Source organism: Propionicimonas sp. T2.31MG-18 (assembly GCF_964266745.1).
GTDB lineage: Bacteria > Actinomycetota > Actinomycetes > Propionibacteriales > Propionibacteriaceae > Propionicimonas.
This window is the reverse complement of sequence record NZ_CAXWGX010000027.1, coordinates 108,564-132,655: the sequence shown is the minus strand read 5'-3', so window position 1 is coordinate 132,655 and position 24,092 is coordinate 108,564. Positions and strand designations below refer to the sequence as shown.

Sequence of the window (24,092 nt, the reverse complement as noted above, 5' to 3'; positions counted from 1 at the left end):
AGCCGTCCACAGGCTCAACCGGAGTAGGCCACCGCGTCCACACCCGTGAGCGCGAGGTTCCAGTTGAACTCGCCCCCGAACCGGTACACGTCGCCGTTGGCGCCGAGGGCCACCGCGGGCCCACCGGGGGCCACGGCCAGGCGACTCAGCTCCGCGTCCTCGCTGGGACCGATGTCGGTCGCGACCGACCCGTCCTGGGCGAGCTGGACGACACCGGTCTGGCTGTCGCTCGTGCGCAGCACCCCGAGCTGGGTCGGCGAACTCCACCCGATGTCGAGCGAGGTGGCCGCACTACCCGGGTTGAGCGCCAGGTCGATGCTCTGCCAGCCCGTGATCGCGATCGCGCCGTCGGTCCGTTCCACCCGCACCAGGCCGACGGACGACACGTCCCCCTGCATCAGGATCAGGGCGGCGCGACTGCCGTCCGGCGACAGGGCGAAGGCCCGGACGCGCTGCGCGGGCACGCCGTCGACCACAACCTTGAGCTTCTGCTCGCCCTTGTACACCTCCAGGGCGGACGCCCCCGACGCCGCCGGCGACCAGAGCTCGCCATTGCGGGCGAACACCGGCCGCAGCAGGCCGGTGCCGGTGCGCACCACGCGCGCCTTGTCTGTCCCCGCCTGCCCGGCCTCCAGCCGCGTGGCGCCCTGCGTCGTCGCCGCCACCTGCGTGAGGTCAGGGCTGACCGCCACCTGCTCGGGACGGCTCAGGCCGGTGTCGACCGGCGTCGGGTCACCCCACGTGGTGGTGTCCCGGATGCGGGCCAGCTTGTGCTCACGCACCAGGTAGAGCACCCGGGAGGGACTTCCCGACGGGGACAGCGCGGAGAACGCCTGCGGCCGCACGACGGCCTGGCCGGAGTCGTCGCGCCACACCTGGCCCGCGGCCGACACCTGCACGGCGCTCACCTGGGCGAACCCGGTGAGGGTGTAGGTGAGCTCCGCCAGGACGTCCCGTCGCGCCTCGGCGTCCAGGCTGCTCGCCGCGCCGTCGAGCACGACGACAGCCGTGCCCTCGTCGTCCACGGTGACGCTCGCCACCCCGACACCCGCCAGGTCCAGGCTGCGGACGGCAGGGGCCAGCCAGGCCGACGGGCCGGCCAGCTGCGCGCGGGCCGCCTCCTCCAGGGCCTGGTCACCGGTGGCGAAGTAGCGCGGGTCGGGCACGAGGGTGGTCCCGCTCCGGTCGAGGAAATGCAGGGAGACCGCGGCGAAGCCGGTGGTGAAGACGTACCGGGAAACGAGCAGCCCCTCGGGCGGGTTGGAGATCCGCCACTGTGCGCCGTCGTCCTTGACCAGCTGGAAGTTGTGGGTGCGGACGGTGCCCGGCCCCGGCCGGTAGACGCCGTCGGCGTCGATCGTGCCGGTCATGGGCGCCGAGAGCCCGTACTCGGCGGGCGGGACGCCGTCGGCGTACACCTGCACGCCCGACTCCGGGTGCCAGGCCGCACTCGCCGACGGCGTCAGGTACTGCCGCGCGACCGCGTAGTCGGGCTGGTACACGCTCATCGCGTGCAGGAAGCCCTCCACGACCAGCAGCGGGCTGGCCCCGTCCGCGGGCGGCAGGGGGTCGATCCGGACGCCGGAGTTCACCCCGGTGGCCTGCGGCGTGTGCCGGTCGACCGGCCCGGAGGTCGGCACCGTGGCGCAGCCGGCCAGCAGCGCAGCCGCCACGAGCGCGCCGATGGTCCTAGCCGAGCGGAACATGGGTCACCTCCCGGACATCGGGTGGCACCAACGGCCACGGCGAGGACTCCAGCGGCTCCCCGGCACGCCGCGGGAGCGTCAGCCGGAACTGCGCACCGAGGCCCGGCCGGCCCCAGGCGTTCAGCCAGCCGCCGTGCAGCCGCGCGTCCTCCAGCGAGATCGACAGGCCCAGGCCGGTGCCGCCCACCCGCCGGCCACGGGACGGGTCGGCGCGCCAGAACCGGTTGAACACCTGCCCCGCCTCGGCGGCGGAGAAGCCGACGCCGTGGTCGCGGACGGCGATCGCGACCGCGTGGTCGTCGCCGCGGACGTAGACGGTGATGGGTCGGCCCTCCCCGTGCTCGATGGCGTTGGTGATCAGGTTGCGAAGGATGCGGCGGATCCGGCGGCTGTCGATCTCTGCGACGCAGCGGGTCTCCGCGTCCAGGGTCATCACGCTGCCGGCGCCCTCGGCCAGCCGCTGAAGCGCGTGCAGTTCCTCTGCGACGAGCCCGACCAGGTCGACATCGTCGAGCGCCAGTTCCGCCGCGCCGGCGTCGAACCGGGAGATCTCCAGCAGGTCGGTCAGCAGCTCCTCGAAGCGGTCGAGCTCTGCGGCCAGCAGCTCCGTGGAACGTCCGGACGCGGCGTCGAAGCTCGCCCGGTGCGCGTGCAGCACCTCCGCGGCCATGCGGATGGTGGTCAGGGGCGTCCGCAGTTCGTGGGAGACGTCCGAGACGAACCGCTGCTGCACCAGCGACAGGTTCTGGAGCTGGGTGATCTTCTTGTCCAGTTCCTCGGCCATGTGGTTCATCGACCGCGCCAGCCCCGCGAGGTCCTCGGTGCCGACCACGGCCATCCGGTCCTCGAGGTGCCCTGCGGCCAGGCTCTCCGCGGCCAGGCGGGCGGCGCGCACCGGGCGCAGCACCTGCAGGGCGATCAGGTACACGGTCGCCGTCAGGCCCGCGAGCAGGAACAGACCGGTGGCCAGGGTGGCCTGCTGGACCACCGCGAGCGTCTCCTGCTCGCGGGCGGTGGAGAACAGGAAGAAGATCGGGTACGGCGACTGGCCCGGCGCGGACAGGGTGGTCGCCACGACCAGGCCCGGCTCCTCCGGACGGGAGTCGGTGAAGCGGATCAAGGTCGGGGTGCTCCACAGGCCGTCCTCGCCGAGCGCAGCCCGGATCCGTGCCGGGATGCTCTCCGGTGCCAGGCCGGCGGTCCCGATCTCGGAGATCGGCGTCTCGACGAGCACGAAGTACTGGTTGCCCACCTGCCCGCGGCTGGCGGCCTCCCTGGCCAGGCGGCTGATCCGCTCGCTGACCGAGGTCGTGCGCAGGTCGGTGGTGGACAGGTCGCGCTGCATGCTGGCCACCACGGCCGACGCCTCGGCGACACTGGTCTGGGTCTTGCCCGCCATGATGCCCCGGCTCGACTGGTCCATCAGGAACCAGCCGGTGGCCACCAGGATCACGATCGCCGCCGCCAGCGTGCTCACCACGACGCGGAAGGGCAGCGACCTGGCCCAGAGCCGGAACGGGGCGAAGCGGGCGAGGCCTCTCATCAGGCCGGCTTGGGCTCCCCGGCCCGGTAGCCGACACCACGGACGGTGACGATGATCTCGGGTCGCTCGGGGTCCTTCTCGATCTTCGAGCGCAGCCGCTGGACGTGGACGTTGACCAGCCGCGTGTCACTCGCGTGCCGGTAGCCCCACACCTCCTCCAGCAGGACCTCGCGCGTGAATGCCTGGCGCGGGCGCCGGGCGAGGGCGAGCAGCAGGTCGAACTCGAGGGGGGTGAGCACGATCTCGCTGTCCCCGCGGCGGACGGTGTGCTCGTTCACACGGATCACGAGGTCGCCGATGCGCAGGTTGTCGACGTCGGCGTCGGGCGTCACGTGGCGCCGCAGCCGGGTCTTGATGCGGGCGATCAGCTCCTGGGTCTTGAAGGGCTTGGCCACGTAGTCGTCCGCGCCGGCGGACAACCCGTCCACCACGTCGATCGTGTCGCTCTTCGCGGTGAGCATCACCACGGGGACGCCGGACTCCGCGCGGATGTCGCGGCAGACGTCCACACCGTCGCGGCCGGGCAGCATCAGGTCCAGCAGAACGAGATCGGGCCGGTAGTCCCGGAAGGCGTCCAGCGCCGTGTCGCCATGGTGGCACAGGCGCGCGTCGAAACCCTCAGAGCCGAGCACGATGTGAAGCATCTCGGCGAGTGCCTCGTCGTCGTCGACCACCAGGATCCGCGGGGCGGAACTCCGGGGAGCCTCTGACACCTTCTTCCCTCCTTGGTAGCCGGTGCATCGATACTAGCCATCCCAGCCGTGCGCCGAGTGCCACGCCCAGCCGGACGGGCGCGTGCTCAGTTGGCCTCTGTCTCGGAGGTCCACGTCGAGAGCAGGCCGAGCTCGCCGCCCTGGCGCCGCAGCACCCGCCGCCACAGGGTGCGGGGCTCCGGGTCGAAGACGTCGCCGGCCAACGCCGGCAGCACGTGCCACATCCCGAACTCCAGTTCGCTCTCCAGCTGCCCGGCGTCCCAGCCGGCGTAGCCGGCGAAGATGCGCAGGTTGCGGTAGGTGCCCTCGGCGATCTCCACGGGGGTGTCGAGGTTCAGCAGTCCCACCCGGTCGAACACGGGACGCCACCCGGGCGGCTCCTCCGTCGCCGACCACGGCTCGGCGAGGCACACCGCGCCCTGCTGCGAGACCGGCCCGCCGTCGAAGAGCGCCTGCGGCTCACTGACCAGGGACGACCAGGCCGGCAACGCCCCGGACAGTTCGATCTCCGTGGTCCGGTTCAGCACCACACCCAGCGTCCCCGACTCGTCGGCGTCCAGCAGCAGCACGACTGCGCCGTCGAAGACCCCGTCCGAGATCGAGATCCCGGCCACCAGCAGGTCCCCCACCTGGTAACTCTGCATGACACCTCCCGGAGCCCAGTCTGGCACCTGTGGCGGACGTCCCGGCCGGCATCCGGTCGCGTGGCTGCCGCAGCGGGACGACGGTGGCCAGCCGCTCGGGCACCGCGGGCACCTCGGTCGCGGCGGCCGCCGCCGCGGCCGGGAAGTCCAGGGTGAACACGGAGCCGGTACCGACGGTGCTCCGCACCCTGACCTGCGCGCCCTGGAGTTCGGCGAGGCGGCGGGTGATCGCGAGCCCCAGGCCGGTCCCGGCGTGGTGGCGCGACAGCGGCGAGTCGAGCTGCTCGAACGGCTCGAAGACGACGTCGAGGTGCTCGGGGGCGATGCCGACGCCGGTGTCCCACACGTCCAGGACGACACGGTCGCCCTCGCTGCGCACGCCGACACCCACCTGGCCACCCGGCGCGGTGAACTTCACGGCGTTGGAGAGCAGGTTGAGCAGCATCTGCCGCACGCGCACCGCGTCGCCGAGCAGCAGCGGCACAGCCGCGGGCACGTCGACGAGCACGGCGATGCCGCGCTCCCGGGCCTGTTCGCCGATCATGCCCACCGCGTCGTCCACGACCTCGCCGGCGGCCAATTCGGCGATGTCGGTGCTGAGCCTGTCGGCGTCCGCCTTGGCGTAGTCGAGGATGTCCGTGACCAGCGCGAGCAGGTGCCGCCCGCTGGCCTCGATCTGGGCCACGTACTCGGCCTGCTTGTCGGTGAGCGGCCCGTGCAACTGGCGGGCGAGGACGGCCGAGAGTCCGATGACGGCGTTGAGCGGTGTCCTGAGTTCGTGGCCCACGGCCGCGAGCTGTGCGGTGATCGAGCCGGCTCCCGGCTGCTCGGTCTGCACAGAAGTGATGGCGGTCACTTTCGGTGTGCCTTTCCTGCCTGCTTCGTCGGATGTCATACCTGGGCGTGTCGCCCCGGTGCCCCGCGACGACACCTGGACAGTAACAACGAAAAGGCCGCCGGCAGGAGCGAATGATGAACTTTCATCGGGCTGGTGGCCGGGCGCGTTGATTGCGGTTAATCATGCATCGCCCCTTGTCACCCGCACAGGTAGTCACCCGGACGGGGACATTGTCACCCATTCGAGGACGTCATTGCCGACGCCCGTTGCAGGCAATTGGAGCATTTCACCACAGCCGCCCGATCCGGCCGTTACCGGCGGGATGCCCGGTCGGGTGGGGTCAGCGCGGGGACGCCGGCTCGAGGGCTTCGCCCATGACCCGGGCGAGTTCGTCGAGTTCGAGGGGCTTGGGCAGGACCTCCGTGCCGAGCGCCGCGGCCCTGGCCAGCACGTCGGGATTCCGCGAAGAGGTCACGAACACGATCCGCAGGCCCGCCAGCCCCTCGATCGAGGGCAGGCGACGGGCGACCTCCAGCCCGTCGATGCCGGGCATCATCACGTCGAGGAACAACAGGTCCGGTTGCACGGCCCCGCACTTGACCAGGCCCTCCCAGCCGCCGAGCGCCCCCTCGACCGTGACGGAGGCGTCGACGTCGGTGGCCGCGGCGCGCACGAGCTCCACGGTCACCGGGTCGTCGTCGATCACCAACACGACGAGCCCCTGGCTGATCCGCAGCGAACCGGCCAGCTCCTCCAGAGCCTCCCGGTGCACGGGCTTCGCCTCGCTCCGGCCGCGCTCCCACGCGTTCACGGTGGGGAACGACACGCCGAGGCGGCGCGCGAGGCCTTCCTGGGTGTCGCCGTTGGCGGCGCGGATCCGCGCGACGAGCTCGGGCGTGGACAACCTCAGCGCGCTCATGCCGTGGCCGCCCCTCCGGACACCTGTCGGCCGGCACAACGAGCAAGTCCCGGGAAGCGATCGTCCCCGGCTGCGATGTCCGGGCCGCTCCCGGTCAGGTACACGTGCGTTCTCATGCGGCCCCCCAGGCGTGATGGCCCCGTCGGTGCTCGCCGGGCCGCATGAAGCTTATATCTCTTTATAATGACCTGTCCAGCGGAAACGGCAGCGCCCCCGTCCGGCGGACGGAGGCGCGTCGTTCTCATCGCAGGGGTGGAGGTGGCGGGAGTCGAACCCGCGTCCTCAAGAGGTGAACCAGGACTTCTCCGGGCGCAGCCGGCTAGGCGTTTTCTCGACTCTCACCCTCGCACCGGCACGTGGTGAACAAGCCCAGCCCTATGAGTTCTCCCGGACCGACCCTAGGACGAGGTCAGTTCGGTAAGCCTTCTGAATGAGGCCAGGAACCGGACGGAAGGCGCATCCGGGCTGACCCTTCGGTCACTGCTCAGGCAGCGAGAGCGAAGTCAGTGCGCTGTGTGTTGGCACTTATTGGTTTCCGGGAGTCGTTAACGAGATGTCCCCGGATCCTCGGCCCGCTTCTCCTGGGACTACCGTCCCAAGTCGAAACCAGTCACCCCCTGTTGAGTTGTCACCGGACGGGATCACTCCCGACCAGCACTCCAGTATACGTGCGGTCGTGCCGGGGGGCGAATCCAGGCGCGGGGCGGGGTGCGGGACCGAGTGAAGGCGTGCCGGCGAGCCCTCGCGCGGGCGGTAGGGTGCCGGGCATGGAAAAGCCATTCGTCGACCCGCCCGAGGGCGCAGCTCCCGCCGACCTGGAGATCACCGACCTCGAGGAGGGCATCGGCCCCGAGGCCGTCCCCGGCAAGACCGTCGCCGTGCACTACGTGGGGGTGGCGTTCTCCTCCGGCGAGGAGTTCGACTCCAGCTACGACCGCGGCCAGCCGCTGGTGTTCCCCCTCGGCGCGCGGCGCGTCATCACCGGCTGGGACGACGGCCTGGTCGGGATGAAGGTCGGTGGACGCCGCCGCCTGGTGATTCCGCCGCACCTGGCGTACGGCGACCGCGGCGCCGGCGGCGTCATCGCCCCCGGAGAGACGCTGATCTTCGTCTGCGACCTCGTCGGAGTGAAGTAGCCGCACCCCTGCGGGCGGCGGTCGCCTACCAGCTGCCGCCGCCCCCGCCGCCTCCACCGCCGCCGGAGAAGCCACCGCCGCCGCTGGAGAATCCGCCGCTGTCGAACGCGGAGCCACTGCTGCCGAAGCCCGACTCGCTGAAGGTGGGCGCGGGCGTGGCGATCGACGAACCCACCGAGGAGTCGAGGTCGTCGAACTGCCGGCCCAGCGAGCCGAAGTCCCAGGTCGACCCGTAGTACCAGACGGGCGCGGTCGCGGGCAGGCGCCCGAGCTCGACCAGCCGCTGGCACACCCTGGTCCAGCGGTCGGTGAGGTCGAACGCCACGGCCCAGGGCAGGTACTTGCTGAAGATGTCCTCGCCCTCCTCGAACTGCAGTTGCTCGGCCTCTGCTGTCGCGAGGTAGGTGCGGAACCCCTCGACCTGGTCGGTGAGCGCACGCCCGACCGCGCTGCGCTGCCCACGCTTCAGCTTCGAGCGCGCCACCAGCGCGGTGATCACGACCGCGAGCAGCACCGGCAGGACGATCAGCAGCAGCGGGCCGAGGAACACCACCCCGACGATCCCGCCGACGAGGACGGGGAAGAACAGCCCGCCGAGACCGGCCAGGGCCGAGCCGGCCCCCGGCGCACGAAGGAACCAGCCCTCCGCACGGGAGCGCTCCTGCACGGCCTGCGTGACCTTGCGGTGCCCCTCGGACAGCGTTCCCGGCTCGCCGAGGTCGACCTGAGCACCCTGGTCGGTGCCCTTGGGGAAGAGGCTGCGCAGCAGCAGCTTCGCCGTCCGGTCCGGAGCGCGGGAGGCGTCGACGAGCCGGACCTGCCGGGTGGCGTCACTGCGCAGTTGGACGGCCCCCGACACCGCGAGCTGCACGAGGGTCGCGGTCGTGTCGCGCACGTCCGACTGCCCGTCCAGCAGTAGCCCCGCCTCGGCGACCGGCACCGAGGGCGGCGCGAACGACACCGGGACCTCCATGCGTGGGTCGGACGGCACTTCCCGGGCCGCCACGCCGGGCGGCGGGAAGGTGCCCGGGGGCATGCCCTCGAAGCGCAGGTCACGGCTGCGCCGCCGCACGTACCACCACCCGACGAACGGGACGAGCGCGGCCGCACCCAGCGAACCGCCGAGGAGCCAGCTCCCCAGCCGGGCGCTCTCAGTGTCCGCGTTCTCCACGCGGATCGGGGTGTTGCCGGCGATGAGGCCCGGGCCGATCTTCACCGAGACCGTCATCACCTCGCCCGGGGCGATGCCGGTGGCCGCGAACCGGCCGGAGCCCGCCGTCACCGCCGCCGAATCGCAGTCGCCGCGCTCGCCGGGCATCGCCACGGAGCAGAACACCGCCTGCGCTCCACCGGGCACGTCGACCCGTACTGAGGCCTCCGCGATGGTCGGCATCGAGGCGCCCGTGACGTCCCAGTAGAGCTCGTCGTAGGTGCCGGAGGTGCGAAGCAGCCCGGCCACCCGGTAGGACAGGACGTAGGTGGCCGTCGGCGCACTGATCGTCCGGTCGGCCGACCCCACCCGGATCCGCAGGTAGGTGGTGCGCCCACTCCCCTGCTCGCTGGTGTCGAGTTCTGTCGAGACCGGGTCGGGGCTGGTCACCGACACCCGGTCGATCCGGTAGACCACGTCGTTCTCGTCGCCGTCGGGCTCCCTGGTGATCAGGGTGCGCTCGAGGCCGTGCCGTCCGGACGAGGCGCCGAAGCGGAGGACGATCGTCTCCGTGACGTTCACGAAGCCCTGGCTGTCGACCGTGGCGACTACGTCGAAGCGGTCGAAGACGTCACCGGACGCCGCGTACGCGACGGTTGCGGACCCCAGTGAGATCCAGCCGGTGAGCAGGAGGACGGCGAGCGCAGCCAGCCAGCGGCCGGGCGCCCGCACGCTCACCGTTCGCCCCGGTTGCGGGCGGAGAGCTCGCGCTGGGCCTCCCTGTCGGCGTCCCGGGCGGCGATGGTCTGGCGCTTGTCCCAGTCGCGCTTGCCGGTCGCGATGGCGAGCTCCACTTTGGCGTAGCCGTCGGAGAAGTAGATCGCCAGCGGGACGATCGTGCGGCCGCTCGAGGCGGTCTCGCGGTCGAGCTTGGCGATCTCCTTGCGGTGGAGCAGGAGTTTGCGGTTGCGCCGGGTGGCGTGGTTCTTCCAGGTGCCGAACGCGTACTCGGGGATGTGCGCATTGCGCAGCCACACCTCTCCGTCGTCGACGGTGGCGAAGGCGTCGACCAGCGAGGCCCGCCCCGCCCGCAGCGACTTGACCTCGGTGCCGGTCAGCACCATCCCCGCCTCGAAGCGGTCGTGCAGGTGGTAGTCGTGGTGCGCCTTGCGGTTCTGGGCCACCAGCACCCTGCCCTGTGGTCGCGGCATCCTGGCTCCTCCCCCTCGCGTCCGTCCGCCAACCCTACCAAGCGGGCCGGACAGCGGCCCTCCCCGGACGACAGCTCAGCCCGTCGCCGGGGGGACGACGGGCCGGGCCGGGGGTGTCGCGGCTGAGGGGTCGGGAGCCGCGAGATCCTTGGTGCAGGCGTTCGCGACGAGGCTGCTACAAGTAGCGCATCGGATTCACGCGCACGCCATTGCGGTAGATCTGCAGATGCAGGTGGCACCCGGTGCTGAGGCCGGTCGTGCCGACGTAGCCGACGACCTGGCCCTGCTTCACCTTCTGGCCCGCGTGCACCAGCACCTTCGACTGATGGGCGTAGCCGCTGGCCAGCTGGGCGCCGAACATCCGGCCGTAGCTGATGATCGTGTAGTTGCCGAAGCCGTACGTCGTCCAGCCGGCAGAGATCACCTTGCCGTCGGCCATCGCACGGATCGGTGCCCCGCAGGCGGCACCGAAGTCGGTGCCCCAGTGCATCCGCCAGTAGTGCAGGATCGGGTGGTAGCGCATGCCGAACGGCGAGCCGTTCGGGGCATTCACCGGACGGATGAAACCGCCCGTGTTCACGATGTCGTAGCTGTCGCCGCGCAGCTTGGCGGTGATCCGCGCCTCCTCCTTCTCCAGCGCCTGGTACTGCTTCCGGCTGGACTCCAGCTCGTCCTGGGCCTTTGCCTTGAGTGCCCGGTTCGCCGCAACCAGCTTCGCGAGGTCGGCCTTGCGCCTGGCCGCCTCCGCGGCGAGCTCCTTCACCTCCGCCACGTGCGCGGCGCTCGCCCGGCGCCGCTCGCCGAGGGCGGATTCGGCCTCCGCCCGTCCGGCGCGGGCGGACTCGAGACCGGCCTGCAGTTCCTTGAGCCGGTCGAGCTGGCCGGTGGTGCTGTCGAACAGCGTCGTCGACCACTGCACCCGCTGCGCCAGGTCGGACGCCGACTCGGCGCCGAGCACGAGCCCGAGGCCCTGGAGGTCGGTGCGCTGCTGGTAGGTCGTGCGGACGACCTGCCCCACGAGCGCGCGCTGGTCATCCACCCGGGCCTGGGCGGCCAGCACGGCGGCGGACGCATCGTCGAACGCCTCCTCCGCCACGGCGAGGTCGGCAGCGATGGCGGCGTCCTGCTTCCTCGCCGCCGCGAGCTTCCTGGTGACGTACGCGAGCTCGGAGCGGGCCTTGTCGAGGGAGGACTCGGACGCGGACAGGCGGTCCTCCGCCGATGCGACGGCCTCCTTGTCCGAGGCCACGTCCTTCTTCGCCTGCACGAGCGCCTTGCGCACCTTGTCGCGCGCGTCGGTCAGGCCACCCGCGGACGCGGCCGGACTGGCGCTGACGACGAGCCCCAACAGCAACGCAGGCACGAGCACGACTCTGGCCACATGCACGTACGGGCCGAGGCGGCTACCCCGGGCTCCGCGTGCGGTGGGGGAAGACACCAGCACGAGTTGCCCCAATCGGTTTTCCTGCTCAGACCCGGAGGAACCTCCGGGTCGCGATCAATGTAGGAATGATAGAGAGCGCGACGGCAACGACGGCGAGGCTCGCCATGACCCACCCGACATTGCCCCAGTCGACCCAGCGGACGGTCGGGATCTCCACGGCGGCCCGACCGACGATCACGAACTGCTCGACGGCGGCCAGCGTGGCGCAGGCCAGCAGCGCGCCGCCGACCGCGGCGATCAGCGACTCCAGCAGGAACGGCAGCATGATGTACCAGTTCGAGGCGCCGACCAGCCGCATGATGCCGATCTCCCTGCGCCGCGAGTAGGCCGCCAGCCGGATCGTGTTGCCGATCTGCAGCGCCGCAGCCAGCAACAGCAGCCCGCTGAGGCCGACCGTCGCCCAGCGGGCGAGGTTGAGCCAGGCGAACATCGGGTCCAGGAACTTCCGCAGATCCTGCACCTGCTGGACGCCGGGCAGGCCGCTGACCGCGGAGATGACGCCCTGGTACTCCTGCGGGTTCTTCAGCTTCACCCGGAACGAGTCCTGCATCATGTCGACGGTCGTCGACTTCAGGATCGGGTCGTTGTTCGCGTAGTACTCACGGAACTGCTGGTAGGCCTGCTCACGGGTCTCGTAGAAGACCTCGGCGACCTCGGGGTTGCTGCGGAGGGTCTCCTCGATGGTGGTGCGCTGGGCGTCCGTGGCGGGCTCGCCGGGGACGCAGTTGCCGCCCCGGGAGTCGGCGACGCAGAGGAAGACGCTGATCTCCACCTTGTCGTACCAGTCGTCCTTCAGCCGCTCGACCTGCTGCGCCACGAGGAGCCCCGCGCCGAAGAGGGTCAGGGACACCCACATGGTGACCACCACGGCCAGGGTCATGGACGCGTTGCGGCGCAGGCCGGACCAGGTCTCGCTGAGCGTGTGCCTCATCGGACGGCCCTCCGTGCCAGACGCGGATCACTGGTAGCCATACACACCCTTGCTCTGGTCACGCACGACCTCCCCGTTGGCCAGTTCGATCACCCGCTTGCGCATCTGGTCGACGATGTTCGCGTCGTGGGTGGCCATGATCACGGTCGTGTCGGACTTGTTGATCCGGTCGAGCAGCTTCATGATCCCGATGCTCGTGTTCGGGTCGAGGTTGCCGGTGGGTTCGTCCGCGATCAGGATCGCCGGACGGTTGACGAACGCGCGCGCGATGGCCACGCGTTGCTGCTCGCCTCCGGACAGCTCCTCGGGGAGCCGGTCGCCCTTGCCCTCCAGCCCGACGAGCTCGAGGGTCTCGGGGACGACCGTGCGAATGAGGGACGCCGGCTTGCCGATCACCTGCATCGCGAAGCCGACGTTCTCGTTCACGGTCTTGCCCGGCAGCAGCCGGAAGTCCTGGAAGACGGTGCCGATCTGGCGGCGCAGCGCGGGCACCTTCCAGCTGTGCAGCCGGTTGAGGTCCTTGCCGGCCACATGGATGTGGCCGCTGGTGGGCAGGTACTCGCGCAGGATGAGCCGCAGGAAGGTCGACTTGCCCGAGCCGGACTGGCCGACGAGGAAGGCGAACTCTCCCTTGGCGATCTCCACGGTCACGTTACGGAGGGCCGGGCGCGTCTGGCCGTCGTAGGTCTTGGTGACGTCTTCGAATCTGATCACGAGGTTGCTCGACCGGGTAGGCGATGGGGACGTTCCCTCGAGGTGAGGCGAGGCCGGCCACCGGGCAGTGTATGCGACGACCCCACGACGCCCGTCAGGGTTGCCCGCATGGTCAGCGTTCGCCCTGCTGACGGCGCCAGCGGACGCCCGCGTCCAGGAAGCCGTCGATGTCGCCGTCGAAGACCGCGTCGGGGTTGCCCACCTCGAAGTCGGTGCGTAGGTCCTTCACCATCTGGTAGGGGTGCAGGACGTAGGACCGCATCTGCGACCCCCAGGAGTTGCCGCCCTCCCCCTTGAGCTCGCGCATCTCGGCCTCCTTCTCGGCACGGGCGCGTTCCAGCAGCCGCGACTGGAGGACGCGCAGCGCGGCGGCCTTGTTCTGCAGCTGGGACTTCTCGTTCTGGCAGGACACCACCAGGCCGGTCGGCAGGTGGGTGATCCGGACGGCCGAGTCGGTGGTGTTCACGCTCTGGCCGCCGGGGCCGGACGAGCGGAACACGTCCACCCGGATGTCGGCCTCCGGAATGTCGATGTGGTCGGTCTCCTCGGTGACCGGGAGCACGTCGACGCCGGCGAAGGACGTCTGGCGGCGTCCCTGGTTGTCGAAGGGGCTGATGCGGACCAGCCGGTGCGTCCCCTGCTCGACGGAGAGCATGCCGTAGGCGAAGGGCTCCTTGACGGTGAAGGTGGCCGACTTGATGCCGGCCTCCTCCGCGTAGGAGGTGTCGTACACCTCCGTGGCGTAGCCGTGCCGTTCGGCCCAGCGCAGGTACATCCGCAACAGCATGGCCGCGAAGTCGGCCGCGTCCACCCCGCCGGCCTCCGAGCGGATCGTGACCAGGGCGTCCCGCTGGTCGTACTCCCCGGACAGCAACGTGCGGACCTCGAGGGCCTCGATGTCGGCGGCCAGCGCCTTGTACTCCCGCTGTGCCTCGGCCAGCGTCGCCGGGTCGTCCTCCTCGACGGAGAGCTCGATCAGCACGCCGAGGTCGTCCACGCGCCCGCGGAGCGCGACCACACGGTCCACCTCGGCCTGGAGCCGGGAGAGCGAAGAGGTCACCCGCTGCGCGTTCTCCTGGTCGTCCCACAGGTCGGGGGCGGCAACCTGCTCCTGGAGGTCGGCGATCTGCGCGCGCTTGGCGGTGGGGTCGATCACCGCCTCGATCGAGGTCAACGTGCGGTCGAGGACGGCCAGGTCGGCCTGGAGGTCAGCGGCAGTCACGAGGAGCCACTCTACGCCACCACCCCCGCTCCCGGCGCGGGCGCTGTCACCTGACCGGGTGACATTTCGGGGCATTTCGCGGCTGCATTTCCGGAAAATGTCCCCTCCACGGGTGACCGGCGTTTGATCCTGCGGTCGTGACTAGGGGTTGTCCCCTTTCCGGGGGACCGGAAGAATGTCGCGGGAAATCTTCGGGAATCGCTTGCAATTGCAGCGGCGGACTGCGGTAAAGTTCACGTCGTGGCGAGCGGTTCCCCCCGAGCCCCCGCCTTACAGATCCGGTTCCCCCCGAGCCGGACTGGCTGCCCCCCGGCAGTGCCCGCAGAACTCCGGTTCGTGGCGGGCTCCTTCCCTGTTTCGGGCCCCCACTAGGCATGTCACCGTCGGCACTGCGGGTCCCTCCGCGTCCGAACGGTGAATTCAGGGTGCCGACCGCGGTGCCCTCGCCGGTCCCGGCCCGCCGCGGGTGCGCAGCGAGGAAGGGCGTCGGTGCGCCGTCCCTGAATTACATCGTTGTGAGCTTGCGCCACTGAATTGCGCAACGCGGCGGAAACGCCGGCAGGCGTCGCCATAATCGTGGGATGGAGCTGCACGAACACCGCGACGCACTGCTGGCCCGCTGCCGCCGGACGCCCGGAGTGACCAGCCTGGTCGTGTTCGGCTCGTCCGCGGCGGGCGGGGACGGGCGTCGCGACGGGTGGTCGGACCTCGACTTCAACCTGTTCGTCGCCGAGCCGGCCGCAGCACTCGCCCGGGACTGGCCGTTCCTGCCGTTCCGCGAGCGCCTGGTGATGGCCGCGCACGAGGGAGAGAACGGCGGCGTGGCGTTGTACGACGACGGCGTGCTCTACGAGTTCGGCGCCGGGCGCCCGTGGACGATCCGCGATCCGCAGCGGCAGGTGCTGCTCGACGGCGGCGACCTCCGCTTCGCCGACCCCGACCCTCTGCCCGATCCTGCCGACGAGGTCGCGCTGTTCCTCGCCAAGCTCTACATCGGCGTCGGGAGGGTGCGCCGGGGTGAGCGGGTGTCCGGGAACGCCCACGTCCGCGCCCACGCGCTGACCTGCCTGGCGGAGGCACTGCGCCAACGGCTCGCGCCACAGGCGCCGCGCAGTCCGTTCGATCCCCTGCGGCGCCTGGAGCAGGCCCTTCCGGAGGTCGCGGCGCGCCTGGCAGACGCCCTGGACGCCGACGTCGAGACGTGCGCGCGGAGCCTGTTCCGCCTGGCCCGCGAGCTGCTCGAGCCGGGGTGGTCGCAGTTCCCGGGGACGGCGGCGGACGTGGTGGCGGCCCGCCTGGGCTGGCCGGGGTAGGCCCCGCCGGCCCAGGTGGCCGCCCCTCCCTCTCCCGTGGTCTCAGGCGAGCTTCTGCAGGTCGAGGTACAGGACCATCGGATCCCACGACTGCGTGAGCACGGTGCCGGGGTGGAGTCCGAAGACCCGCGCCGTGCCCTGTGTCCACGCACCGTCGGCCCACGACGTCCGCCAGCCGGCCTTGCTCGCCCTGACCTTGACCTGGCGGCCGCCCCAGGCGTCGATGCCTCCGATGCGGTAGGCGCCGGTGACGTCGGACACCGCCGACCTCAACGCCTTGCCGGTGACGGCGTCGACGACGGTGACGGTCGCACCGTCGAGCGGGTCGAAGTTGCCCAGGACCTGTCCCTGGACGACCGCCTCCCTGGCGATCTCGAGGTAGAGCGAGGGCAGGCCCGAACCGGTCTGCTCCAGCACGTCACCGGGCCCCAGCGGGAACACCGTCGCGGTCGCCATGGTGCGCTGGACGTCGGAGTCGGCCCAGTTGGTGATGTAGCCGTCCTTGAGCGCCCGCACCTTCACCTGCAGCGACCAGCCGGTCCACAGGCCCTCGACGCGGTAACGCCCGTCGGCGTCGGTCGTGACCGACCTGAGCGCAGCGCCCGTGCCGGCGTCGAACACCGTCACCCTGGCCGACTCGACCGGGGCCCCCGCGCTGACCACCTGGCCGATGATCGTGGCGGGCCGGAAGATCGCGACCACGCCCACGTCGGTCGCGTCACCGAACAGAACCGGATGGACGGTGTAGACCTCGGCCTCGGCAGCCGTCCGCCGTCCCGGTGCCCAGCTCGTCAGGAACGTCGGCGCAGTCACCTTGAGCCTGACGGTCGTGTGCGGCAGCCCGGCGATCCGGAAGTCGCCGTAGTGGTCGATCTCCGCGGACGTGGTGGCCGAGCCGAGGACCTTTCCGGTCGTGGCGTCCACGGCCACGACCTTCGGGCCGGGGACCGGGTCGTCGTAGCCGGCGCCGAACCCCATGACGTTCCCGGTGATCACCCCTTCGAGCTCCAGCGGGAGGACGATGCACCCGCGCGCCCACTCCGGCCCGAGAACCTGTCCGGGAAGGAGCGTGAAGGTGCCCGACCACCGGGGCAGGAAGCCGTCCGCGACGGCGCGAACCCGGTAGCTGCCGGGACGGAGGTCACCGAGCCGCGTCGCCGCACCGCCGGCAGCGGTCTGCACGGTGCGGACCACCTTGTTGGTGGAGGTGTCGAGGAGGGTGAGGGTGGCCGTCCCCGGAATCGGGTCCATGTTCCACAGCACGTCGACGTAGACGGTCGCCGGCTCGTACAGCGTCACCGTCCCGACGTCCGTCGGGGTTCCCGGGCGGACGTCGAAGACCTTCGCGTCCACGCGTCGCCCCACATCCGGCGCCCAGGCGGTCAGCCACCCCGGCGCCACGGCTTTCACCTGCACCCTGCCCTCGGGGAGCCCCCCGATCCGGAAGGCGCCGCTGATGTCCTGGGTGACCCCGGAGGCGAGGGTTGCCCCGGTGTCCGCGGAGACGACGGTGACCTTCACTCCGCCCTGCGGCACGCACGGGCTGACCACCCCCAGGTCGTCGATGAACTCCACGCTGCACACCGACCCGGTGACCACCCCTGCCGGTGTCAGGTCGAGCACGACGCCCGTCTCCACCCCCGGCCCCAGCGGGTAGGGGCCGGAGGATCCGGCGAGGTAGCCGTCCGCGGTGGCCTTCAGCCGGACGGTCACGGGCGGCAGGTTGTCGACCCGGAAGCCGCCGCCACTGTCGGTGACCAGAGACCGGAGGACCTTGCCGGTGACGGCGTCGAGCACCTTCACCTGGGCGGTGCCGACGATCGGCCCGGCGCCGGAGCGGACCTCACCGAGGATCACCGCGGGCGCGTAGAGGCGCAGGAGCCCGATCCCGGTGGTCGCCCCGGCCATCACCGGGAAAGACTGGGCCTCACCGAACGGGTTGTTGGGAGCCAGCGCCGTGAGGTAGCCGGCGGCCGAGGCCCTCACCCGGACGAGGCCGGAGGGAAGCATGCCCACCCGGAAGCCGCCGGTGGCGTCCGTCACGGCGTGGCCGAGGCCGCGTCCGTCCTCGGACAGCACCGTGACGCTCGCCCCGGCGACCGGGGTCCCGGTTCCGGGCAGCGGCACGTCACGGACGCCGAGCACGGTCCCGGTGACCACCGCCTCCGGCGCGAGGTCGAGCGAGAGCACCGGGGGGTCCCAGGACTGCTCGAGGACCTGTCCCGGTGACAGGGTGTAGATGCGGGCGGTGGCCCGGCTGGGGGCGTTGTCGGCCCAGCTGGTCAGGTAGCCGGTCTTCGTCGCCCGCACCTGGACGCGTCCTGCCGGCAGGCCGGTGACGAGGTAGTTGCCGCCGACGTCGGCGACGACGGACTTCAGCGCGGTCCCGGTGTCGGCGTTGAACACCGTGACCCTCGCGAAACCGAGCGGGTCCATGAACGACAGGACCACGCCCTTGATGGCGGCCGTCGGATCGGCCGCGGCGGCGGGCAACGAGGTGCCCGTCATGGTGAACAGAGTGGCCAGGGCCGCGATGAACGCAAGCCTCAGGCGCGCGGTACGCATCGCACACCGTCTTCCCCCGAACCCGGCACGCCGGCCCTCGGCGCGCAGGCCGATACCTTTCCAGCCTAGGCCGGTGGGGGCGGGAGCGCAGCCGTTCCCTGAGGTCCGCAGGCTTCCGCGACGGAGCCCACGAGCCCCCTTGAGCGGTGGGCGCGGAGGGGGCTCGAACCAGTTCCGAGGGCCTTGCCTGACAGGGCTCGAATCGCGGAGATAGTGCACCTCGATGCACGAAGCAGCCCACCCCGCGCGCCGGAGAGACGATGGTCACTGCAGAGACGCGCCGTCCGCGCCGGGCCTTCGGCACGATCCGCAAGCGGCCGTCCGGGCGGTTCCAAACCCAACTGTCACCCAAAAGTGCAGGAGTGCCAAATCTGCGGGCTTATGAGCCGAGAATGATCGGCAGGAGGCCGATCTGAGGGGCCAGCCCCAATGCGAAGAGCATCAGCCCACCCCGCGCCAGAAAGCGGACCAATGCGGCTATGGCGCCAATGGCGATGATGAGGAGCCCTGCGCCGTAGAGCGCCTGCGAGACATGTGGGGCATTCGTTGATCCAGTGACTTGGAGGTAGATGATCGAGGATCCATATCGCGCGAAGAAACCGCAGCCCACAAGGCCGATATACGCCACGACCGACGACCAGAAGGGACGCCACGACATAGCCCCAGCGCCTCTAGTTGGTCGAGTCACAAAGCAACCTTGACACAGAGGGTCGTTGCCCGGGGCGGGGTTCACACAAGAACGCGAGCAGTACCCGCGCTAGCTCCGTCCTGCGGGCCCCAATGGTGAACCGCGGCTTTGGCGGCCCCGACTCCGAATCGTCTGCCGCAGAGCGGGCGCGGCACCTGGAGAGCGGCGGTCACGGTGCGGCGCGATCGCTTCACAGTCGAAGGCGTAGGCGCGCCGTGATTTTGGCCGAGCGCACGGCGGTGATGCCCACGGAGCTGATGGACGTCGGCCCGGACGATATGTAGGCCCACTTCATTGGCCCTGGGCATGTCTCCGTCCCAAGGCCCATCCGACTTGACGCAAGGCCACTTCTTCCTATCGACATCCGGCTGCTTGACGTTGCGCGGGCGGAGATCGACGTTCGGATCAGGCCGACGGGGATCGCGAGCTGCGGGGCTTCCGCACGCGCGCCGACTGCCGAGTGGACAGGCTGACCAGCATCCCCCATACAAGCCAGATCAGCGGGCGCAGGAGGTTGCCCTCGAAACTCGACTCGACGGCGAACGATAGGAGGAGTGCGGCGACTCCAAGGCCGAGTATCCGCTTCAGGACGGGCCGGGTGGATTCGTGTCGTCGGAACCACCAGACGCCCGTCCACAGGAGGGTCGCGCTCACCCAACTCCCGCCGAGGACGCCGAAGGAGAGCAGTTGCTGCGCATAGGTGTTGTGGACATCGATGCCGGTGCCCGCCCCCATCCCGAGGAGCCAGTTGGCGACGACGTCATTCCAGAAACCGGCAAGGAGGTCGACCCGCGCGTCGATGTTGGTCACGCTCAGTCGCGCGAGAATGAGGTTGCGGGTCACCGGGTTGAGGGCGGCCATCAATCCTGCGAGCACCAACACAGGGAGGGCCCAGCGAAACACGCGCCAAACCTGCCGGCGAGAAGTCCTTTCGGTCGCCAGATGGACAGCCAGGACGATCAACAGAGCGAGCAGCGCTCCCCTGCTGAAGGTGAGGATCAACGCCGTCGTCGCGGTCAATGCGACCAGGACATCGCGAAGCCGCTTCGTCCGCATTGCCCAACTGGCGAGTGGCGGCACCAGCAGGAGGAGCAGTGCCGCCAGGTTGTTCGACCTCCCGACGAACGGGTGGCTCAAGCGGACGTAATAGGACCACCAGTCGCCGGACCGCGGCACAATCTCCGCGGGTGGCTGGAACCCGGGTACGCCGAGCCACAACAGCACTCCCGGCAGGACGAGCAGCACGACGAAGAGCTGAGCCAGCTGCATCCATTGCCGCTCCCGGAGTCGGCGGAGGAAGGTCAGGGCATACGCAAATGCCAGGAGCGACTCGATGCTCACGATGACGTGAACGAGGCTCGCCCCCCGATCGACCGACCAAATGAGTGAGCCGGCCCCCAGTCCGAGCATGAGGAGGCCAAGAAGCAGATAGGGACGTGGCACCCACGGCATCCCCTGCCTGCGGACGCACACGATCCAAACCGGAAAGAGGACGAGAAGTGCGACGTCGAAGGCGGAGGCGGTCCTGCCGAGGCCGGGCACGGGGAACCTGACCGCCAGCGTGGCCGAGAGCAGCAACGCGACCATCGCTATCTCCGGCAGGCCGATCCAGGCCGCCCGTTTCCACAGACCGGGGTTGAGGGCCGGCCGCAAGGGATGAGCGAGGGGGCGGAAGTCAGGCATCGATTCGGGAGTATACGAGGCGCGGGGCCGACAGCCGGTAGGATCCTCGCCGATGGTCAGCGGCCGGTCAGCGGTCGGAAAATGGAGGTGCGCATGCCGGTGTTCGGCGATCCAGCCTCCTTCGCCCGCTCCGCGGATGGGGAATCGTGCTGAACCACCTCCGGTCAGCTGTCCCTCGAGACGTGCTGGATCTCCTCACGTCCCAGATGGTGTCGCTGGCCGCATCGATGCTGCTCACGCTCTTCACCGCGAGCATCCTCGGTCCACACGGTCGCGGCGTCTTCGCCCTCGTGATCGGCTCAGCCAATCTCATCGCGCAGGCGGTTTCGTTCAGCCTCTACATCGGTGCTGCGAACGCCTACCGCGCCGGCGACGGAGGGGCGGTCCGCACCCAACTGCTGATCACCGTGAGCCTGGCCCTGGCTGTGCTGGTCGTCGGACTGGCAATCAGCTTCCTGCTTCCGGACGGGACAGCCGGGGTCGGTCGTATCGAGGGCATTCTGATGTCTATCCTTGCCGCGCTGCTCATGGTCCAGACGTTCGCCACCAGGACCATCCAAGGTGTCGGGCTGGCCTCACAGTACCGACGGCTGAGCATGGTCAACGCCCTCCTCGGGCTGGCCCTCGGGCTTGTCGGCGCCTACACCACCCGATCTCCCGTGCCGGTCCTGATGAGCTGGGCCGTTGCCAGCGCCGTCACCTCGCTGGCGTCCATCCCGACGCTGCGTCGCCTCAGCAGTCATCGCGAGATCACTGTACCCACCCGCGAGGTGGTCGCCGACTCTGGCGCGGCCCACGTGGGCAACCTCGGCCAGCAGATGCTGTTCCGGGCCGACATTCCCATCCTCGGCGCGCTCGCCCCCATGAAGGAGGTCGGGCTCTACTCGGTGGCCTCCCCCGTGGCGAACCTCGTCTTCATGCTCGCCGAAACGGCCAGCATGGCGACCTTCGGCTTCGGTCGCGGGGACAACACCCCCGAGGCGAAGGAGACCCGGTACCGGCGGATCCTGCGCGGCTACCTGATCGTTGCGATCCCCGCCGGAATCGTCGTCGTGGCTGCAGGGGCCTGGATCCTCCCCCTCCTGCTGCCCGAGTTCGGACAGACGCCGCTGCTGATCGCGCTCCTGGTTCCCGGCACCGTCGTCCAGGGTGTCGCGCGGATCGGCCTGTCGAGCGTGATCGCACGGTCCGACCAGCGGGCGTCGCTCACCGTCGGCATCGGCTCAGCCCTGCTGTCCCTGCTGTACTTCCCGGCCATCATGCTTGCCGGTGCGATCGGTGCGGCAACGGCATCCACCGTCATCTACTGCGCCCAGGCCGTGCTGGTGAGATTCGTCATCACCCGGTCCTCACGAAAGCCGGCGCAGAGCCATGGGTGAGCTCGCTGTCGTCGTCGTCGCCTATCAGTCCGCGGAGACCCTGCCGTCCTGCCTCGACGGGATTCTTTCCGACCCCGCCGCAACGGTGGTTGTCGTGGACAACAGCAGCGACCCCGCAACCGCCGCCGCCTGCCGGGGGCGCGTGGACTCGGGCCGGATCACCTATCTCGATCCCGGCAGGAACCTCGGCTATGCGAGCGCTGCGAACTTGGGACTGCGCTCCACGGCGAGGTCCGCAGCGATCGCGGTCGTCAACCCCGATGTCCGCCTGACCCGCCGGCTTTCCGAGCTGCACACGGCAGCGGGGGGCCACACCGACGACGTGCTCGCCGGACGCCTGCTCTCCCCGGCACACCCGACCAGCGTCAATGCCCGCAGGGCCACGACGTTCCGCCGGGAACTGGCGAAGGCCGTGGTCGGGACGCGGGCGTACCGCGAACCACAGTTGGCCCGACCGGACGGGGCAGCCCACGACGTCGCCCAACTCGACGGGGCACTGCTGGTGATGTCGGGCGAACTCTGGGCGACGTTGCGCGGCTTCGATGAGGCCTTCGAGCTCTACTACGAGGACGTCGACATCTGCACCCGGGTGCGCCACAACGGCGGTCGTTGCCTCCTGCTCAACCAGGTGTGGGGCGAGCACATCGGCGGGCACAGCTATGCCCGGTCGGGGGGCGCGGCCTACTGCGCACTCCGCATCAGCCGCGTCCGATTTGCCCGGAGGTGGTGGCGCCCGCGGTGGCTCGCAGCCGCGGGCGTGCTGGCCGTAACCCTGACCGAGTTCTTCGTCCGGTCCGCGACCCGACGGGCCGAGGGGCAGTCCGTCCGCAACCGCGCACTCGCCCTGGTAATCCGCGAACTACGCCAACCTCACAGTCAGCGAGTCCTGCTCCAGCCCCCGCCATCCGAGGACCGCGAATGACCATCAACCGCCGCACGTTCCTCCAGCTGGGAACGCTCACCCTGCTGGCCGGCTGCACCCCCGCGGTATCGGGCCCCGGGACGGACGCCGGATCCAGCGCTCCCGGTCCGTCAACCACCACGACAGGTCCCACCCCCGCGGCACCGGGGCGCGACCTTCGCACGGTGCCCGCACCCAGATTCGCGCCGGCACCCGCCCCCGGCGGCGGGATCGACGGTGCCAAGCTGGACCAGGTGCTCGCTGCCCTCCCCGCCTACCGCGGGGGCGCACTCCGCCGGGTCGTGGTCAGGCCCGGGACCTACCGACGATCTCGCTCGCTCACGATCCCGTCCGGGGTGCACCTGGTCGCTGGCGGTGCGACGTTCGTCAGCCGGGTTCCTGGCGCCCAGGAGCCACTGGTGGCACTCGACAATGTCCGGGACGTCATCATCGAGGGCGGCACGTGGGACGGTAACGACGCAAAGGTGACGGTGATCACCGAGTGGAAGCACGTCATCAGGATCCAGAACAGCACGCGGGTTACCCTCACGGGCCTCATAACCCAGCATGCTCGGGGTGACGGCATCTACATCGGGACGCACACCACGCCCTGCCGTGATGTCACCGTCGACTCGGTGACGAGCCGCCGGAATTACCGCAACGGCCTCTCGGTGACCTCGTGCGACGGCCTGACCTGCACCGACTCCATCTTCACCGAGAACGGCGCTACCTCCCCGCTCGCCGGAGCCGACATTGAGCCCAACCATGCCCGCGCGCCGATCCGGCGCGTTCGCTTCACCCGCTGCGCTTTCACCGACAACGCCGGACGCGGCTTCCTCGTGGTAATGCACCCGGACAGCGTCGAGTTGGCCGCGACCAGCATCCATCTCGACCAGTGCACCGCCACCGGCAATGCTCCGGGCGAGGACAACAGCCCACTGTGGGCGGGGATCACCCTCATCCGCCCCCGCGGCGTCACCGTGACGAACAGTCTCCTCACCGGCAACAACGTGGGCATCGCCGTGCAGGGCCGGCGCGGCGGTGATCCCAGGCGGTTGCTGGGTCGAGGACTGGTCCGCCTCCAGGACATCGACATCAGCGACAGCACCCGCGAGGGCCTGCTGGTCGTCAACGGGGTGCGCGCCCTGGAGGTCGAGCGCGTTCGCATCTTCGACAGTTCGCGGCAGGAGGACGGCTACTTCAGCGGCATCCTGCTCGCCGACGGATCGAACATCTCCTTGACCGACTGCGTCTCCAGCGGGGCGCGCATGTTCGGTCTTCAGGCGAGCGCCACGGTCAGCAAGGTGACGCTCAGACACTGCGTCCTCACCGGCAACGAGCAGGGTGCCATGGATATCCCGAAGTCAGGAGTGAAAGTTGTGGATTGAAGAC

At 70.2% G+C, this 24,092-nt stretch carries 19 protein-coding genes, 1 other RNA gene and 1 pseudogene; 5 read left to right on the top strand and 16 right to left on the bottom strand.

From position 1 onward, the window contains the following. Window positions 1–14: 14 nt before the first annotated feature. The 7 genes and pseudogenes from ACFQQJ_RS13645 to ssrA form a co-directional block, all read right to left on the bottom strand. Window positions 15–1,706: a GerMN domain-containing protein gene (locus ACFQQJ_RS13645; protein WP_377107233.1), complete on the bottom strand. Its 1,692-nt coding sequence runs from the start codon at window positions 1,704–1,706 to the stop codon at window positions 15–17. Further along, the gene (mtrB, locus tag ACFQQJ_RS13640; RefSeq protein WP_377107231.1) at window positions 1,690–3,249 is read right to left on the bottom strand and encodes an MtrAB system histidine kinase MtrB; all 1,560 of its coding nucleotides are present in this window, start codon (window positions 3,247–3,249) and stop codon (window positions 1,690–1,692) included. The genes ACFQQJ_RS13645 and mtrB overlap by 17 nt, the downstream gene beginning before the upstream one ends. Further along, window positions 3,249–3,962 (bottom strand): MtrAB system response regulator MtrA, encoded by a 714-nt coding sequence (gene mtrA, locus ACFQQJ_RS13635; RefSeq protein ID WP_377107229.1) that lies wholly within the window; start codon window positions 3,960–3,962, stop codon window positions 3,249–3,251. Before mtrA ends, mtrB begins: the two co-directional genes overlap by 1 nt. Before the next feature lie 86 nt (window positions 3,963–4,048). Then, window positions 4,049–4,606 carry a YqgE/AlgH family protein gene (locus ACFQQJ_RS13630; RefSeq protein ID WP_377107228.1) on the bottom strand — a complete coding sequence of 186 codons (558 nt, stop codon included), beginning with the start codon at window positions 4,604–4,606 and terminating at the stop codon, window positions 4,049–4,051. A 148-nt stretch (window positions 4,607–4,754) separates the two neighbouring features. Then, window positions 4,755–5,501, bottom strand: a pseudogene (locus ACFQQJ_RS13625) (sensor histidine kinase); the annotation flags it as partial. Between the two features lie 283 nt (window positions 5,502–5,784). After that, complete coding sequence (locus ACFQQJ_RS13620; protein WP_377107226.1) at window positions 5,785–6,363, bottom strand: response regulator; 579 nt, start codon at window positions 6,361–6,363, stop codon at window positions 5,785–5,787. 250 nt (window positions 6,364–6,613) lie between these two features. After that, window positions 6,614–6,981, bottom strand: a transfer-messenger RNA (tmRNA) gene (gene ssrA, locus ACFQQJ_RS13615). Between the two features lie 149 nt (window positions 6,982–7,130). On the opposite strand from ssrA, the gene ACFQQJ_RS13610 reads away from it, so the two are divergent. Next, entirely contained in the window at window positions 7,131–7,499 is a 369-nt protein-coding gene (locus ACFQQJ_RS13610) for an FKBP-type peptidyl-prolyl cis-trans isomerase (RefSeq protein WP_377107224.1), read from the top strand. Window positions 7,500–7,524: 25 nt separating this feature from the next. On the opposite strand, the gene ACFQQJ_RS13605 is transcribed toward ACFQQJ_RS13610, so the two are convergent. From ACFQQJ_RS13605 to prfB, 6 genes are all read right to left on the bottom strand, one after another. Beyond that, window positions 7,525–9,387, bottom strand: a complete 1,863-nt coding sequence (locus ACFQQJ_RS13605; RefSeq protein ID WP_377107223.1) for a DUF2207 domain-containing protein — start codon at window positions 9,385–9,387, stop codon at window positions 7,525–7,527. Continuing rightward, the gene (smpB, locus tag ACFQQJ_RS13600; RefSeq protein WP_377107221.1) at window positions 9,384–9,860 is read right to left on the bottom strand and encodes an SsrA-binding protein SmpB; all 477 of its coding nucleotides are present in this window, start codon (window positions 9,858–9,860) and stop codon (window positions 9,384–9,386) included. Before smpB ends, ACFQQJ_RS13605 begins: the two co-directional genes overlap by 4 nt. 175 nt (window positions 9,861–10,035) lie before the next feature. Then, complete coding sequence (locus ACFQQJ_RS13595; protein WP_377107219.1) at window positions 10,036–11,223, bottom strand: peptidoglycan DD-metalloendopeptidase family protein; 1,188 nt, start codon at window positions 11,221–11,223, stop codon at window positions 10,036–10,038. A 106-nt stretch (window positions 11,224–11,329) separates the two neighbouring features. Next, entirely contained in the window at window positions 11,330–12,235 is a 906-nt protein-coding gene (gene ftsX / locus ACFQQJ_RS13590; protein WP_377107217.1) for a permease-like cell division protein FtsX, read from the bottom strand. A 27-nt stretch (window positions 12,236–12,262) separates the two neighbouring features. Continuing rightward, window positions 12,263–12,949: a cell division ATP-binding protein FtsE gene (ftsE, locus tag ACFQQJ_RS13585; protein ID WP_377107216.1), complete on the bottom strand. Its 687-nt coding sequence runs from the start codon at window positions 12,947–12,949 to the stop codon at window positions 12,263–12,265. Window positions 12,950–13,061: 112 nt separating this feature from the next. Further along, complete coding sequence (prfB, locus tag ACFQQJ_RS13580) at window positions 13,062–14,171, bottom strand: peptide chain release factor 2 (protein ID WP_377107214.1); 1,110 nt, start codon at window positions 14,169–14,171, stop codon at window positions 13,062–13,064. A 581-nt stretch (window positions 14,172–14,752) separates the two neighbouring features. Between prfB and ACFQQJ_RS13575 the strand changes: the two genes are divergently transcribed. Next, window positions 14,753–15,484: a hypothetical protein gene (locus tag ACFQQJ_RS13575; RefSeq protein ID WP_377107212.1), complete on the top strand. Its 732-nt coding sequence runs from the start codon at window positions 14,753–14,755 to the stop codon at window positions 15,482–15,484. Window positions 15,485–15,526: 42 nt separating this feature from the next. On the opposite strand, the gene ACFQQJ_RS13570 is transcribed toward ACFQQJ_RS13575, so the two are convergent. From ACFQQJ_RS13570 to ACFQQJ_RS13560, 3 genes are all read right to left on the bottom strand, one after another. Further along, window positions 15,527–18,049 (bottom strand): carboxypeptidase regulatory-like domain-containing protein, encoded by a 2,523-nt coding sequence (locus ACFQQJ_RS13570; RefSeq protein ID WP_377107210.1) that lies wholly within the window; start codon window positions 18,047–18,049, stop codon window positions 15,527–15,529. 379 nt (window positions 18,050–18,428) lie between these two features. After that, a complete protein-coding gene (locus ACFQQJ_RS13565) occupies window positions 18,429–18,707 on the bottom strand; it encodes a hypothetical protein (RefSeq protein ID WP_377107209.1) in 279 nt (92 codons plus the stop codon). Window positions 18,708–19,142: 435 nt separating this feature from the next. Continuing rightward, a complete protein-coding gene (locus tag ACFQQJ_RS13560) occupies window positions 19,143–20,420 on the bottom strand; it encodes a hypothetical protein (RefSeq protein ID WP_377107207.1) in 1,278 nt (425 codons plus the stop codon). Window positions 20,421–20,602: 182 nt separating this feature from the next. On the opposite strand from ACFQQJ_RS13560, the gene ACFQQJ_RS13555 reads away from it, so the two are divergent. From ACFQQJ_RS13555 to ACFQQJ_RS13545, 3 genes are all read left to right on the top strand, one after another. Then, on the top strand, window positions 20,603–21,799 hold the full coding sequence (locus ACFQQJ_RS13555) for a lipopolysaccharide biosynthesis protein (RefSeq protein WP_377107205.1): 1,197 nt from the start codon (window positions 20,603–20,605) through the stop codon (window positions 21,797–21,799). Next, the gene (locus ACFQQJ_RS13550) at window positions 21,792–22,721 is read left to right on the top strand and encodes a glycosyltransferase family 2 protein (RefSeq protein ID WP_377107204.1); all 930 of its coding nucleotides are present in this window, start codon (window positions 21,792–21,794) and stop codon (window positions 22,719–22,721) included. The genes ACFQQJ_RS13555 and ACFQQJ_RS13550 overlap by 8 nt, the downstream gene beginning before the upstream one ends. A gap of 398 nt (window positions 22,722–23,119) precedes the next feature. After that, window positions 23,120–24,088 carry a right-handed parallel beta-helix repeat-containing protein gene (locus ACFQQJ_RS13545; protein WP_377107203.1) on the top strand — a complete coding sequence of 323 codons (969 nt, stop codon included), beginning with the start codon at window positions 23,120–23,122 and terminating at the stop codon, window positions 24,086–24,088. The last annotated feature ends 4 nt before the right edge of the window (window positions 24,089–24,092 follow it).

Excerpts from the sequence above, each read along its gene's own strand:
- ACFQQJ_RS13645 (WP_377107233.1), bottom strand. The coding sequence starts at position 1,706 with ATGTTCCGCTCGGCTAGGACCATCGGCGCGCTCGTGGCGGCTGCGCTG.
- mtrB (WP_377107231.1), bottom strand. The coding sequence starts at position 3,249 with ATGAGAGGCCTCGCCCGCTTCGCCCCGTTCCGGCTCTGGGCCAGGTCG.
- ACFQQJ_RS13630 (WP_377107228.1), bottom strand. The coding sequence starts at position 4,606 with ATGCAGAGTTACCAGGTGGGGGACCTGCTGGTGGCCGGGATCTCGATC.
- ACFQQJ_RS13620 (WP_377107226.1), bottom strand. The coding sequence starts at position 6,363 with ATGAGCGCGCTGAGGTTGTCCACGCCCGAGCTCGTCGCGCGGATCCGC.
- ACFQQJ_RS13610 (WP_377107224.1), top strand. The coding sequence starts at position 7,131 with ATGGAAAAGCCATTCGTCGACCCGCCCGAGGGCGCAGCTCCCGCCGAC.
- smpB (WP_377107221.1), bottom strand. The coding sequence starts at position 9,860 with ATGCCGCGACCACAGGGCAGGGTGCTGGTGGCCCAGAACCGCAAGGCG.
- ftsX (WP_377107217.1), bottom strand. The coding sequence starts at position 12,235 with ATGAGGCACACGCTCAGCGAGACCTGGTCCGGCCTGCGCCGCAACGCG.
- ACFQQJ_RS13575 (WP_377107212.1), top strand. The coding sequence starts at position 14,753 with ATGGAGCTGCACGAACACCGCGACGCACTGCTGGCCCGCTGCCGCCGG.
- ACFQQJ_RS13570 (WP_377107210.1), bottom strand. The coding sequence starts at position 18,049 with ATGCGTACCGCGCGCCTGAGGCTTGCGTTCATCGCGGCCCTGGCCACT.
- ACFQQJ_RS13565 (WP_377107209.1), bottom strand. The coding sequence starts at position 18,707 with ATGTCGTGGCGTCCCTTCTGGTCGTCGGTCGTGGCGTATATCGGCCTT.
- ACFQQJ_RS13560 (WP_377107207.1), bottom strand. The coding sequence starts at position 20,420 with ATGCCTGACTTCCGCCCCCTCGCTCATCCCTTGCGGCCGGCCCTCAAC.
- ACFQQJ_RS13550 (WP_377107204.1), top strand. The coding sequence starts at position 21,792 with ATGGGTGAGCTCGCTGTCGTCGTCGTCGCCTATCAGTCCGCGGAGACC.